Source organism: Streptomyces sp. NBRC 110035 (genome assembly GCF_000829695.1).
Taxonomy (GTDB): domain Bacteria; phylum Actinomycetota; class Actinomycetes; order Streptomycetales; family Streptomycetaceae; genus Streptomyces.
Map to the genome: position 1 here is coordinate 519,484 of NZ_BBNN01000015.1, position 13,657 is coordinate 533,140.

Sequence of the window (13,657 nt, forward strand, 5' to 3'; positions counted from 1 at the left end):
CCCGTGCCAACTGCGCTCGCCTTTCCCGGGCAAGGCGCGCTGCGCGGTCAGACCGGTGCCGATCTGCTCGATCGGTACCCCGACCTGGCCGCGCAGGCCGAACAGATCCTTGGCCACCCACTGCGCGCCGTGCTCACCGCCGAGCCCGACAGCCCCTGGCGGCACCTCACCTGCGTACAGCCGACGCTCTTCGTCCTCACCCGCCTCGCCGCGCTCGATCTGCCACGACCTGACTACCTGGTCGGGCACAGCATGGGCGAACTGACCGCACTCTGCCACGCCGGGTCGGTCGACTTCGCCACCGGACTGCGCCTCGTCCTGGCCCGGGCCCGGCTGATCTCGCAGTGCCCGGTTCCCGGCGGGATGCTGGCGGTCACCGGCATCGGCGTGGGCGAGCTGACGGGGGTGATGGCGGCCGAAGGCTTCGCCGATCTCGACATCGCCAATCTCAATGCCCCGGACCAGACCGTGTTGGCCGGTCCGACCGGTTCCCTGCGCGCGCTCGGCACGGTCCTGCGCAGTGGCGGCACGGCCAAGGCGACACTCATCGACGCACCCAACCCCGGTCACTCCCGCTACATGGCAGGCGCGGCTGCCGGGTTCGCCGAGATCCTCGCCGAGGTGACGTTCGCCGCCCCGCGCATCCCGGTGATCTCCAATGTGACGGCCCGTCCACACAGCCCTGCGCGGCTGGCCGAGCTGCTCGCTCAGCACCTGTACCGGCCCGTCCACTGGTCCGCCAGCATGACCTATCTCCACGCCGCCGGAGTCACGGAACTCCGCCAAGCCGGTGCCGGCGGACTGCTGCCCCGGCTGTGGACCGCCTGCACGGCGCCGGACGCCACACGTGTGGCTCCCCGGGACGCTCAGGAGTGAGCGTGGCGCGCGCCGGTGCGCTTATAGCGTGCGCCCCGGAACAGCTACCACCGGACGACAGGGGTGAGCGTGGCGCACAACGAGAAGGTACAGATGGTCCTCCTCTCGGCGGCCGACGAGGAGCGGCTGGTGCGCCTCGCCCGCCTCTACCGGGACTTCCTCGACGACGCGGCGGACGGCGAACAGGATCTTGATCCCGCCGACATGGCGTTCACCAGCCAGGTCGGGCGGGTGCCGCTCGGCCACCGTCTCGCCGTACTCTGCCGCACCGTCGCGCAGTTGCGGGCAGCACTGGACGACGTGGTGCACGCGCGGTCGTCGGCGGCGGTGCGGCGCTCCGTGGTGCACGTCGTCCCGCCGTACACCGCCCGGGCGACGGTGGTCGCCGACGAGCAGGAGGCGCTGGCGGCCTGGCTGGCCGGACAGGACGTCGACTGGCGCCGCCTGTGGACGGCGCCGGGCCGCCGGGTGGCGTTGCCGTCCTACCCGTTCGACGATTCCGGCAGTGCCACCGGCACGGGCGGCCAGGACAGTGCCGCTGCTCCCCCCGGGCCTCCGGCGCCTGCCGACGGAGGCTGGGCGAGCGCCTACCTCTGCCGGGTGTTCGCCGAGACCGCCGGACTGGCCGTCGAGGAAGTGCACCCCCACGCCGCGCTGGAGGAACTGGGTCTCAGCTCCTTCCTGATCACACGGCTCAACACCCGGCTGGAGAACGATCTGAGGGAACGGAGCCGGACACTGTTCTTCAAGTACGGGACCCTCGCCGACATCGCCGCCGTCCTGGCCACCCGGCACAGCGGCCCGCCCGGCACGACCGGCCCCTCTGCCTCTCTGGCTGACGAAGCCCGGCCCCCCGCCCACGCGGTCTCCGCAGCGGACCACACCCCCGCAGCCGATCGCGCCCCAACGCCCGCGCCCCCCGGCACGCGTCGACGTGTCGGTGCGGAGCCGCTGGCCATCGTAGGAATGTCCGGGCGGTTCCCCGGCGCAGCGTCCCTGGCGGAGTTCTGGGAGCGGCTGCAGAGCGGGACCTGCACCGTCGGCCCGGTGCCTGCCGACCGGCTCCGGCCGGGCTGGCCCGCCTCCCTGATGCACGGCGGTTACCTCGCAGAAGTGGACCGGTTCGACCCGCTGCTGTTCGGCATCACCCCCCGCCACGCCGAGCTGATGGATCCCCAGGAGCGGCTCTGCCTGGAGGCCGTCTGGGAGGCCCTGGACGACGCCGGCTACCCGGCCGGGCGCCTGCGCACCGACCACGGCTCCCGGGTCGGGGTCTACGTCGGTTCCATGTACAACGAGTACCCGTACTTCGGAGTCGAGCAGAGCCTGCTCGGTGTGGCCGCGGACAGCGGCTCCACCGTGGCAGGCATCGCCAACCGGGTCTCGTACGCCTTTGACCTGCACGGACCGAGCATGACCGTGGACACCATGTGCTCGGCCTCCTTGGTGGCGCTGCATCTGGCCGCCCGCGCGATACGCGCCGGCGAGTGCGAGGCCGCCGTGGTCGCCGCGACGAACCTCTCGCTGCACCCCAACAAGTTCCGCCAGATCGACCGGTTGGGCGGTGCGTCCAGTGACCAGCTGTGCCGCAGCTTCGGCCGGGGCGGTGACGGCATGGTTCCCGCCGAGGCGGTCGGCGCCCTGCTGCTCAAGCCCCTGTCTGCCGCCGAGGCGGCCGGGGATCGGGTACACGCCGTGGTGGCGGGCACCGCCGTGGTCAACGCGGGGCGGACGAACGGCTGGATCGTGCCGAGTCCTGCCTCGCAGGCCGAGGTCGTACGGCAGGCCCTCGCCGATGCCGGGCTGGCCCCGCGGGACATCGGGTACCTGGAGGCGCACGGCGCGGGAACCGCGCTGGGCGACCCGATCGAGGCCGACGGACTGCACCGGGTCTTCACACGTGACGCACTCGGCCAAGGGGCTCTGCCGATCGGCTCGGTGAAGTCCAACATCGGACACGCCGAGGCGTCGGCCGGCCTGGCCGGCATCGCCAAGGTGGTGCTCCAGTTCACGCACCGCACCCTGGTGCCGTCCCTGCACGCCGACGAGCTCAACCCGGACATCGACTGGGCCGAATCCCCGTTGCGGGTCCAGCGGTCACTGGAGCCGTGGGCCACCCAGGACGGGACGCTACGCCGGGCCGGAGTCAGCTCGTTCGGCGCCGGCGGTACTCTCGCCCACGTCATCCTGGAAGAACCGCCCGCACACCTGGCCCCTGACGTCCCGTCTGCCCCCGCTCCGCCGGCGCCGACGGTGATCATGCTGTCCGCCTACGACGAGGACCGCCTCCGCGAGGTCATCTCGCGACTGCTGGCGCACCTGCGCGAGCAGCCGGACACCGACCTGGCCGACCTGGCCTACACCCTCGCCGAGGGGCGCCACCACCTGCGGGAGCGCGCGGCCGTGGTGGTCTCCGACACCGGCGAACTCGCCGACAGGCTGAGACGTCACCTGGACGGTGACGCCACCGCGCTGCTGCGTGGCCGGGTGCCGTCGGGCCGAGCGCCGGGCGAGCCGGTCCGCGGTGGAGCACCGGACGAACTCGCCCGTCGGTGGATCGCCGGACAGCCCGTCGTCCCGGAACGGCCGACCGGACGTCGGCCCCGTGTCGTGACGCTGCCCGCGTACCCGTTCGCCCGTACCCGCTGCTGGCTGCCCGAGCCCGCCGCCGCGCCCGCACCGCCCGAGCCCGACCCCTCCGGAGAGTTGCCGCTGTACCGCAAGACCTGGCATCCGGCCGGTCCGGTGGGCGCACCCGGCGCCCTGCCGGGCAGCCTGCTGTGCGTGTACGGCAAGGGCAGCCGCGACCTGGCCGATGCCCTCGTGGCGCGGGTCGGCGCCGACCGGGTCCACCTGATAAGGGAGGACACCGGCGACGGTGAGGCGCACGGAACCCTCACCGGCTCCTCGGGCGCGGACCTAGCGGACCGGGCCCTCGCGGCGCATCCCGATCTGGCCGCCGTTGTCGACCTCGCCGACATCGGCCGTACCCCTGGCGGCGCCGGCCCATGGCAGGTGCGTCTGGCGCTGCTCCAGCGGCTGATCGCGGCCGGCGCCGGGCGCCGTGCGGCCGGGCGCACCACACCGACGCACGTGGTGCACGCAACCCGCGGGCGACGTGCGGTCGGCGGGGCACAGAGCGGGTGTGCCGGGGCCCGGATGGCCGGCGTCGTCCGCCTCCTCGGTGCCGAGACCGGCCACCTCACCGGCATCACCGTCGACCTCGACGACACCGACCGGGACCCAGGTGCCCAGGCCGCCGAACTGCTGTCGGCGCTCACCGGCAACGCGTACGGCGAAGTCGTCCACCGGCGCGGCGTGCGCCACCTGCCGACGCTGACCCCGCTGACCGGCCCCCGCCTCCCGGCGCCCCGGTTGGACCACTACGGGACCTATCTGCTCACGGGTGCCACCCGCGGCATAGGCGCCCGCGTCGCCCGGCACCTGGTCGCACGCGGCGTCCGCCATCTCGCCCTGCTCGGCGCCCGGTCGCTGCCCCCGGCGGTCCGCTGGGACGACCCGGAGCTGAGCGCCAGGGCGCGCGCCGCCGTGGGGACCGTGCGCGCGCTGGAAACCGCCGGAGCACGAGTGCACGTACACCGCGGATCCCTGCTGGACCGCCCAGGGCTGGAGGACTTCCTCGACCGGGTACGGGAGGACAGCGGACCGGTGCGCGGAGCGGTGCACTGCGCCGCCGTGACTCCCGCCGTGGGCCCCTTCGCCGGGCGCACACCGAGCGACATCCAGCGGGTGTTCGAGCCCAAGGCCGACGGGCTGGAGATCCTTTATCAGCTGTGCCTGCCCGACCGGCCCGACTTCCTGGTGGCCTTCTCCTCACTGGCCGCGGTGGTGCCGCCGGTGGCCGCCGGGGTACTGGAGTACGCGGCGGCCAACAGCTTCGTGGACGACTTCGCGGAGCGCCTGGCGGCGGACACCCCCTGGGTGCACTCGGTGGCCTGGCCGATGTGGCGCGACAGCGGGGCCCGGCCGGGCGCCGACAACCCCGGCGAACGGTTCGGCCTGGACGCGGCCGGGGACGACGAGGCGCTGCACGTCCTCGACCGGATCATCACGTCCGGCACCGGCGGACCCGTGGTCGCCCTGCGCGCGCTGCGCGGTGCGGACCCCGCCGACCTGATCAGGCTGCCCTCCACCGAGCCCGCCGCGCCGCCGCCCGCCGCGTCACCCGAACCGTTGCCTCCGTCCGCCCCGGCAGCGTGGCTGGACGGCCGTCGTCCCGTACCCGCCTGGCTGTGCGACATCTTCGCGCGCGTGGTCGGCATCCCCGCCGACGACTTCGACCCGACCGTGGAGTTCGCCGAACTGGGAGTGGAGTCGGTGATGCTCGGCGAACTCCTCGATGCGATCGAACAGCACGTGGGCCGGCCGCTGGACCCGGCACTCCTGCTGGAGTACAGCACGCTGCGGACCCTGGCGGACCGGTTGGACGCCCTGGTGCCGTCGCAGCCGGTAGGCGCGCGCGAACAGGCTCCGACCGACGAGCCGTTGCAGGAGCAGGAGCAGGACCCGCACCCGGAGCCGCGTGTGGATGATGCCGTACGGCAGTCGCCGCACCCCATCGCAGTGCCGAGGGCCCGGGACACCGAACCGGAGCCAGTCCGGCGTACACCGCGGGACCGGGACGCCGTCGCCGTGATCGGCATGGCTTGCCGGCTGCCCGGCGCACCGGACGTCGCGACCTTCTGGCGCAACCTGAGAGCCGGACACCTGGCCGTCGCCGAGGCGCCGCCAGAGCGCTGGGACGTGTCCAGGTTCCACCGGCCCACCGCGCGGACCGGTCACACCGTCGGCAAGTGGGGCGGTTTCGTCGAGGGCATCGAGGAGTTCGACCCGGGCCACTTCGGCCTGACCGACGTCCAGGCCCAGTACCTCGACCCGGTCATCCGGCTGTTCCTGGAGAGCACCGCCGACTGCCTGCGCGACGCCGGTCTGGAGGGGCCCGAACTCGCCGGCCATGACGTCGGCGTGTTCGCCGGCGCACGCGGCTCCGGGTACGCCGCGCGCGGGGAGATCCGCGCCGAGGTGCCCGAGTCCGACCCCAACTTCGTCGCCTCCCACGTCGGCCAGCACTTCGACCTGCGCGGCCCCCACCTGGTGGTGGACAGCGCCTGTTCGTCGTCCCTGGTGGCGATCCACCTGGCCTGCCAGAGTCTGCGCAGCGGGGAGACCGAGATGGCCCTCGCGGGCGGTAGCAGCGTGCTGCTCGACGAGGAGCCGTTCCTGGAGTTCTCCGCGGCGGGCGCGCTGTCGCCGACCGGCCGGTGCGCCGCGTTCGACCGGCGTGCCGACGGGTTCGTGCCCGGTGAGGGCAGTGTGGTGCTGCTGCTCAAGCCGCTGCACGCCGCCCTGCGCGACGGAGATCCGGTGCGCGGCGTCATCGAGGGCTCGGCGGTCACCAACGACGGCCGGACCATGGGGCTGACCACGCCGAACCCGGCCGCGCAGGCAGCCGCCGTGCGCCGGGCGCTGCGCGACGCCGGGCGCTCGCCCGGAGAGGTCGGCATGATCGAGGCGCACGGCACCGGCACGGCGATCGGCGACCCGCTGGAGTTCCGGTCCCTGCGCACGGTCTTCGACGAGGACACGTCGCCGCGCCCCGGGCCGTGCCTCCTCGGTTCGGTCAAGACCAACGTGGGCCACCTGCTGCACGCGGCCGGTGCGGTAGGGCTGCTCAAGGCACTCCTCGCGGTCGAGCACGGTGTCGTACCGCCGACGCTTCACTGCGAAAGCCCCAACCCCCGCCTGTCGCTGGCCGGATCACCGTTCGTCCTGGCCCACACGGCGCAGGACTGGCCGCTGCCCGGCCGCCCCCGGGTGGCCGGGGTCAGCTCTTTCGGCTTCGGTGGGACCAACGCCCACGTCGTGGTGGCGCAGACGCCGCCGGAAGCGCTCGCGGCGGCCGGCCCGCGCCGCCGGAGCAGGCCGCCAATCGCGTTCGAGCGGCGGCGGCTGTGGCTGGAGCGGGTGGACGGGGCGCTCTCGGTGCCGGCGGAGAAGCCCGCCCTGCGCCTGGCGTTTCGGTGAGCGCCCCCATGGATGGCCCAGGGGTGAACGTATTGAATCTTTCTCGGTAACGTTTCGTGACGGTTCGTGATCTTCGGTCAGACGGTGCGGCCGTGTTCCAGCTGGAGCAGGACGAGGGCGGCTCGGGCGATTCGGGTGATGCCGCTGGGGTCGAGGCTGACCCGGCGCAGGGCCTTGAAGGTGACCTTGAGCAGGGCGTTGGCCCGCTCGGCGACCGCGTGGACGCCTCGGATGACCGAGTTGAACGCCTGCCGCTCGTCATCGAGTTCGCTGCCCTTGGGCTTCTTGACCGGGTGGCGGAAGCCGTCGCCGGCGTTCTCGTAGCCGAGGTCGGTCAGGGTGGGAATGTCCAGGGTGGATGCGAGCCGGTTGAGGGCGTCGACGAGGCCGTGGGTACGGGCACAGGTGGTGTCGTGCTCGCGGCCGGGGCGGACCGGGGAGACCCAGATCGGCCAGCCGTCGGGGGCGGAGATGACCTGGACGTTGCCGCCGTGGTGCTTGTGCTTCCCGGACCACCAGAGGTCGGCGCCTTTGGGGCCGGGGGCGGCGACGCGGTCAGTACGGATGACGGTGCCGTCCAGGTTGAGATGGGTGTAGCCGGCGGCCGCCGCCCGTTCCAGCGCGGTGGACAGATCCGGGGCGTGGTCGGCGAGCACGGTCAGCCCTTCGTGCAAGCAGCGGTACGCGGTGGGCACCGAAACCCCGTTGTCCCGGGCGAGTTGGGCCAGCCGGGTCCCGTCGACGAACCACCGCAGCACCAGGACACCCTGCTTGAAGACGCCCAGAGCGCGGGTCCGCCTGCGGGTGCCGAGCCGTTCGCGGTGCAGGCGCAAGAGTTGGGCGAGAGCCTCGGCGGTCTCCCTGCCGACGTCGAGTGTTGCGGTGTAGGTGATACTGGTCAACGCGTGAAGCCTCTGGGTTCCGGAACGTGATCTGCGCAGACCTGTTCCTGCCAGGGGCTTCTCGCGTATCTGATGCCAGGTCAAGCCCGTCTGATGGCTCGCCAGCCAGGAAGATCGCGGATCTGTCGGACGGGAGGCCTGGCCAATACTCTGAACCCTCCGCACTGCCTGGGGAGAGTCATGACAAGTAGGTTCACTGAGTTGGCCGTTGACTGCCACGATCCTGAGAGGCTCGCGGCCTTCTGGTGCGAGGTCCTGGACTTCAAGGTGATCGACCGGAGCGAGGGCAAGGTCGAGATCGGCTCCTGGGTGCCGGCCGTCGAGGATGTTCGGGCCCGTCAGATGCCGCCCACCCTGCTCTTCATACAGGTGCCCGAGGGCAAGACCGTGAAGAACCGGCTTCACCTCGACGTCAGTCCAATCGACGGCAGCACCGAGGACGAGGTGACCAGATTGCTCGGCCTCGGCGCCACCAAGACGGATGTGGGCCAGGGGTCAGACCGAAACTGGGTAGTCATGGCAGACCCCGAGGGCAACGAGTTCGACGTCCTACGCACCCTGGCACCGCAGACCTAGGCCGCGAGCGGGCACCCGCACCCCATCACACACCGCAACCGTTACGTTGCCGAGAAGACCTCATTGAGACATCCCTCGGCGGACAGGGCCGGATTGCCCATGTAGCCCTGACAAGCCGTCTGCGGGAACGGTAATGTCCCGCGCCGGTGCGGAGATCCTCAAGCCGCTTGCGGTGGACGGCCTTTGGGCCTTCCGTCCGTGACAGAGAGACAATGTCAAAGATCGTCGGTAAGCCGTTTGCGGAAAACCCGCACGCGCGGAACGGAAAGGGGGACGGGGTCCAGGACCCTTGGGGACCAAGCCCCTGACTGCCCATGACAACATCAGAATCACAGGCCCCACAGGATTCGGCCGGGCCCCAGCTGAGCCAACGGCAGATCAACCGGGCCCTCATCGGTGTGATGACCGGTCTGCTGCTCTCCGCGCTGGATCAGACGGTGGTCAGCACCGCGTTACCCAGCATCGTCAGTGACGTGGGCGGGCTGGAGAACCTCGCCTGGGTCATCACCGCCTACCTGCTGACGTCGATGGCGAGCACCCCGGTCTGGGGCAAGGTGTCCGACCAGTTCGGCCGCCGCATCGTGTTCATCGTGGCGACCAGTGTCTTCATCGTGGGATCCGCGCTGTGCGGTATCGCCCAGGAGATCACCCAACTGATCGCCGCCCGCGCGGTGCAGGGCCTCGGGGCCGGCGCGCTCTACGCCCTCGCGCTGTCCGTGATCGCCGATGTCGTGCCGAGCCGCGACCGGGGCCGCTACCAGGGCATGGTGGCCGGGGTCTTCGGCATCGCCACCCTGGCCGGCCCGCTCGTCGGCGGCGGTCTGGTGGACGCGATCGGCTGGCGGTGGATCTTCCTGATCAACGTGCCGCTGGGACTGCTCTCGCTGTTCGTCACGGCCTCGGCCCTGCGCATCCCCATGGAACGGCGCAGCCACACGGTGGACTACCTCGGTGCCACCCTCGTCATCGCCGCCACCACCCCGCTGCTCCTGTACCTGAGCTGGGCCGGCGGCGAGCGAGGCTGGGCCGACCCGCTGTCGCTGGGACTGGTGGCCGCCTCCGTTGTGCTGACCCTCGCCCTGGTCCTCGTGGAGCGGCGCGCCGCCGAACCCGTGGTGCCGATGGTGCTGTTCCGCCTCCGGCTGTTCTCCCTCGGCTCGGCGTACAGCCTCATCGCCGGTCTGGCACTGTTCACCGGCGTCGTCTTCCTGCCCGTGTACTTCCAGGCGGTGAAGGGTCTGTCTCCCTTCGTCGCCGGGCTGGCCGTCGTGCCGACCATGATCGGCGTCGGCTTCGGGTCGATCTACGCCGGCAACCGGATGAGCGCCACCGGCCGCTTCCGGATCTTCCCCGTGCTCGGTGCCGCCCTCCTGGTGGTCACGCTGCTCCCCCTCGGCTTCATCGACGCGGACACACCGAGCTGGCTGATCATCCTGCTCGGCCTGGTCTTCGGCGTCGGCGCGGGCTTCGCGCTCCAGCCGATCATCACCGCCGTCCAGGGTGTCGTGGACCCCGCGGACATCGGTACGGCCACCGCCGCAATCAGCTTCTTCCAGCGGCTCGGGTCGGCGGTCGGCGTGGCGCTGTTGGGGGCCGTCCTCAACAGCCGGTTCGTCGCGCTGCTGAGCGACGCGAGCGGCTCCACCGGCGGTGCCCCGGATGAGGAGTCCCTGGGCAGCGTCGAGAGCATCCGAAACCTCGCCCAGCCGCAACGGGACCTCGTCGTCGGCGCGTACGGCGAGGCGCTCGCCACCGTGTTCCTCACCGTGGTTCCGTTCGCCGTCCTCGCGCTCGTACTGGGTCTCCTCATGCCCGAGACACCCCCGGCCGAGGCGACGGAGGAGGACGCCACGGCCGAGCAGCCGGTGGCCGGGGAAGAGCAGCGCTGATCCGGAACGAGTCGGCCTGCCCCGTGCGCGTACGCCGAGAACAGTCGACGACTGTTCTCGGCGTACGCGCAAAACTGTGCGTCGCCGCTACCGCCCTTCCTCCTAGTGTCGGCACGACAAAGCCGACGAGGAATTGAGGTCGTGGTGAACGACGTTATGAAGCCGGCCAGCCACCAGGTAGACCGCCCCGAAAGTGAACTGCTGCACTCTGGAAATGCGGGTTTCATCATCTCGCGTTACGCCCATTTCAAGCCGGGCCATGAGCAAGAGGGAATCAATTTCGTTTCCGAAGTGCTCAAGCATATGAACAAGGCCGACCTCAACGGCATGACGTTCTTCTTCTTCCAGAAGGCGTTCGGCGACCAGGCCAAACACCACTGGTTCATCAACATGAAGAGCCCGGCCGACTACGCGGCCAGCCTGGAGATGGTCGACCACGACGAGACCACCAAAATCCTGCTCGAGGACGACGTGGTCGCCGACGACCGCGGCTTCGGCAGCTGGGGCAACGCCGTGGTGCAGGGCAGCATCACCGAGCAGATCCTGGTGCCCCAGCACGGACTCGACTACGGCGAGGACGAGGCCCACGAGGCCTGGGTGCCCGAGGCCTGGCGGCAGACGTCGGTGCCCCCGGAGGAGCAGCTCAACTCCGCCAACGCCCCACTGATGGTGCACCGCGTCGCCTACGCCCGGTACCCCACCCGCAAGGAGGCGCGGTACTACGCCTTCGCCTGGCAGAGCTACGTCAACGAGCACCTGCGGGGCAAGGTCACCGCGTACCTGTATGAGGAGACCTTCGGCGCGATGGACCGGCTGCACCAGTTGATCCACCTCTCCTCGTACGAGGCGTGGGAGGAACTGCGCAACCTGCCGTACCGCGACCCGGAGTTCCGCAAGCTGCTGGAGCGCCAGATGATCGCCCCGGAGAAGGGCGGCGGCACCGGTGCAGACGCCTTCGTTCCCGGCGGCGTCACCGACACCCTCCTCGTTCCCCGACAGCTCTGACGCCGTGCGCGCGTTGCTCTTCGCCGGGCAGGGCAGCCAACGCCGGGGGATGGGAGCCGACCTCTTCGACGCCTTCCCCGACCACTGCGCTCTCGCCGACGACGTCCTCGGCTACTCGATCCGGGAGCTGTGCCTGGGCGACGACGACAGACTGCGGCTCACCCGCTATGCCCAGCCCGCGCTGTTCACCGTCCACGCGCTCACGTATCTGGCGCAGCGTGCCGAAAGGGGAGAGCCCGACCTGGTCGCCGGGCACAGCCTCGGCGAACTCAACGCGCTGATGGTGGCCGGAGTCCTGGACTTCGCTACGGGACTGCGCCTGGTCGCGGAGCGTGGCCGGCTCATGGGCGAGGCCGACGGCGGCTCCATGGCCGCGGTCGTCGGCGCCGGTCTCGCCGAGGTGGAACGCGTGCTTGCCGACTCGGGCCGGGACGACGTCGAGGTGGCCAACGACAACTCGGCGACGCAGGTGGTGATCTCCGGCGCCCCTGCCGGTGTGTCGGAGGTCTCCCGCCTGCTGAGCGGGGGAAATCCGGCGCTCCGGTGCGTGCCGCTGCCGGTCAGCGCCGCGTTCCACTCCCGGGACATGGCGTCGGCGGCGCAGCGGTTCGCGGACGTGCTGGCCGAGGCGCAGCTGGCGCCCCCGAAGCTGCCGGTGATCGCGAACGTGACGGCCGCGCCGTACCCGCCCGCAGAGCCCGTGGCGGCGCTGCTCGGCCGCCAGATCCGGTCCCGGGTCCGCTGGCGGGAGACGATGGACCGTCTGCTGGACGTCGGGGTCGACGAGGTGTGGGAGATCGGCCGCGGCCGGACGCTCACCGGTTTCTGGCGCGAGGCCGACGCAGCCCGCCGGCAACCCGCCGGAGGGGGGCGACCGAGTCCCCGTACCACTGCGGCACCTGTCGGCCATGCGACGGTCCAGCCGTCGCAGCCCGTCGTTTCCGCGACCCCGCCGGCCGACTCCGTGGCCGCGCATCCCGCGCCGGCGGGGCGGCGAGCCGGCACCGCCCTCGGGTCGGCCCGGTTCCGTGAGGTCTACCGCACCCGCCACGCCTATGTCGCGGGGTCGATGTACCAAGGCATCGCCTCCACCAACATGGTGATCCAAATGGCGCGGGCCGGCTTGTTCGGCTTCTTCGGCACCGGGGGACTGTCTCTCGCCCGGATACGGGAGGCGCTGGACGACATCGGACGACGGCTGCCGTCCGGTGCCGGGTACGGCATGAACCTGCTGCACGACATGACCGACAGCGTGCTGGAACGCGCCACGGTCGAGCTGTACTTGGAGCGCGGCGTGCGGTACGTCGAGGCTGCGGCGTTCACCCGGGTCACCGCGCCGCTGGTGCTGTTCCGGGCCAGGGGCGCACATCTCGACGGGGCCGGCCGGCCGGCGGCGGTCAACCAGGTGCTCGCCAAGGTGTCCCGGCCGGAGGTGGCGCGGCAGTTCCTGGCCCCGCCGCCGCCGGAGCTGCTCGCCCGGCTGCTCGCCGAGGGCGCGTTGACCGGCGAGGAGGCGGCGGTCGCCGCCCGGCTGCCGGTCGCGTCCGACCTCTGCGTGGAGTCCGATTCGGGCGGGCACACCGACGGCGGAGTCGTGCTCGCCCTGATTCCCACCCTGCTGCGGCTGCGGGAGAGCCTCTCCGCGTCGGCGGGCGGGGAACCGGTACGGGTCGGCGCGGCGGGAGGCATCGGCACCCCGGAGGCGGTGGCGGCCTGTTTCCTGCTCGGCGCGGACTTCGTCCTCACCGGCAGCGTCAACCAGTGCAGCCCGCAGGCCGGCACCTCCGACGCGGTGAAGGACCTGCTGGCCGGACTCGACGTGCAGGACGTCACGTACGCCCCCGCCGGTGACCTGTTCGAGATCGGCTCCCGGGTGCAGGTGGTACGGAGGGGCACGATGTTCGCCGCCCGCGCCAACCAGCTCTACGAGCTCTACCGCAGACACCACCGGCTGGAGGACATCGACAGCAGGACGCTCGCCACCCTCGAACGCACCTGCTTCCGCAGGCCGTTGGCTGAGGTGTGGGAGCAGACCGGCCGGTACTACCGGGACACCGGCCGACCGGAGATCGCCCGCGACGCCGAGCGGGACGCGAAACGGCGTATGGCGCTCGTCTTCAAGTGGTACTTCGCCGAATCGTCACGGGCTGCGCTGGACGGCGCGAAGGACAACGCGGCCAACTTCCAGATCCACTGCGGCCCCGCGATGGGCGCCTTCAACCGTCTGGTCGAGGGGACCGCGCTGGAGTCGTGGCGGCGGCGCGACGTAGACGCCGTGGCCGACCTGCTGATGACCGGTGCCGCGGAAGTCCTCGCCGCCGCCCGCGTCCGCTGATTCACCCACCACCCCCGAGTGAAGGGACC

7 protein-coding genes are annotated in these 13,657 nt (G+C 71.5%); 6 read left to right on the forward strand and 1 reads right to left on the reverse strand.

The genetic code is table 11. From position 1 onward, the window contains the following. Window positions 1-3 precede the first annotated feature (3 nt). Together TU30_RS02435 and TU30_RS02440 are read left to right on the forward strand one after the other, a co-directional pair. Window positions 4-876 carry an ACP S-malonyltransferase gene (locus TU30_RS02435; protein ID WP_052479724.1) on the forward strand — a complete coding sequence of 291 codons (873 nt, stop codon included), beginning with the start codon at window positions 4-6 and terminating at the stop codon, window positions 874-876. Between the two features lie 69 nt (window positions 877-945). Further along, window positions 946-6,921 (forward strand): SDR family NAD(P)-dependent oxidoreductase, encoded by a 5,976-nt coding sequence (locus tag TU30_RS02440; protein WP_158719291.1) that lies wholly within the window; start codon window positions 946-948, stop codon window positions 6,919-6,921. 77 nt (window positions 6,922-6,998) lie between these two features. Here TU30_RS02440 and TU30_RS02445 read toward each other — a convergent pair whose 3' ends face one another. Beyond that, window positions 6,999-7,823: a transposase family protein gene (locus tag TU30_RS02445; protein WP_042163764.1), complete on the reverse strand. Its 825-nt coding sequence runs from the start codon at window positions 7,821-7,823 to the stop codon at window positions 6,999-7,001. A 180-nt stretch (window positions 7,824-8,003) separates the two neighbouring features. Between TU30_RS02445 and TU30_RS02450 the strand changes: the two genes are divergently transcribed. From TU30_RS02450 to fabD, 4 genes are all read left to right on the forward strand, one after another. Next, a complete protein-coding gene (locus TU30_RS02450) occupies window positions 8,004-8,399 on the forward strand; it encodes a VOC family protein (RefSeq protein WP_042163766.1) in 396 nt (131 codons plus the stop codon). A gap of 314 nt (window positions 8,400-8,713) precedes the next feature. Next, window positions 8,714-10,288 carry an MDR family MFS transporter gene (locus TU30_RS02455; RefSeq protein ID WP_042163769.1) on the forward strand — a complete coding sequence of 525 codons (1,575 nt, stop codon included), beginning with the start codon at window positions 8,714-8,716 and terminating at the stop codon, window positions 10,286-10,288. Between the two features lie 156 nt (window positions 10,289-10,444). Next, window positions 10,445-11,293, forward strand: coding sequence for a DUF6039 family protein (locus TU30_RS02460; protein WP_234307752.1), 849 nt, complete (start codon window positions 10,445-10,447; stop codon window positions 11,291-11,293). Window positions 11,294-11,297: 4 nt separating this feature from the next. After that, complete coding sequence (fabD, locus tag TU30_RS02465; RefSeq protein WP_052479728.1) at window positions 11,298-13,628, forward strand: ACP S-malonyltransferase; 2,331 nt, start codon at window positions 11,298-11,300, stop codon at window positions 13,626-13,628. The last annotated feature ends 29 nt before the right edge of the window (window positions 13,629-13,657 follow it).

Bases quoted from the DNA above. Each gene is read 5' to 3' on its own strand.
- TU30_RS02450 (WP_042163766.1), top strand. From the start codon at position 8,004: ATGACAAGTAGGTTCACTGAGTTGGCCGTTGACTGCCACGATCCTGAG.
- TU30_RS02460 (WP_234307752.1), top strand. From the start codon at position 10,445: ATGAAGCCGGCCAGCCACCAGGTAGACCGCCCCGAAAGTGAACTGCTG.
- TU30_RS02455 (WP_042163769.1), top strand. From the start codon at position 8,714: ATGACAACATCAGAATCACAGGCCCCACAGGATTCGGCCGGGCCCCAG.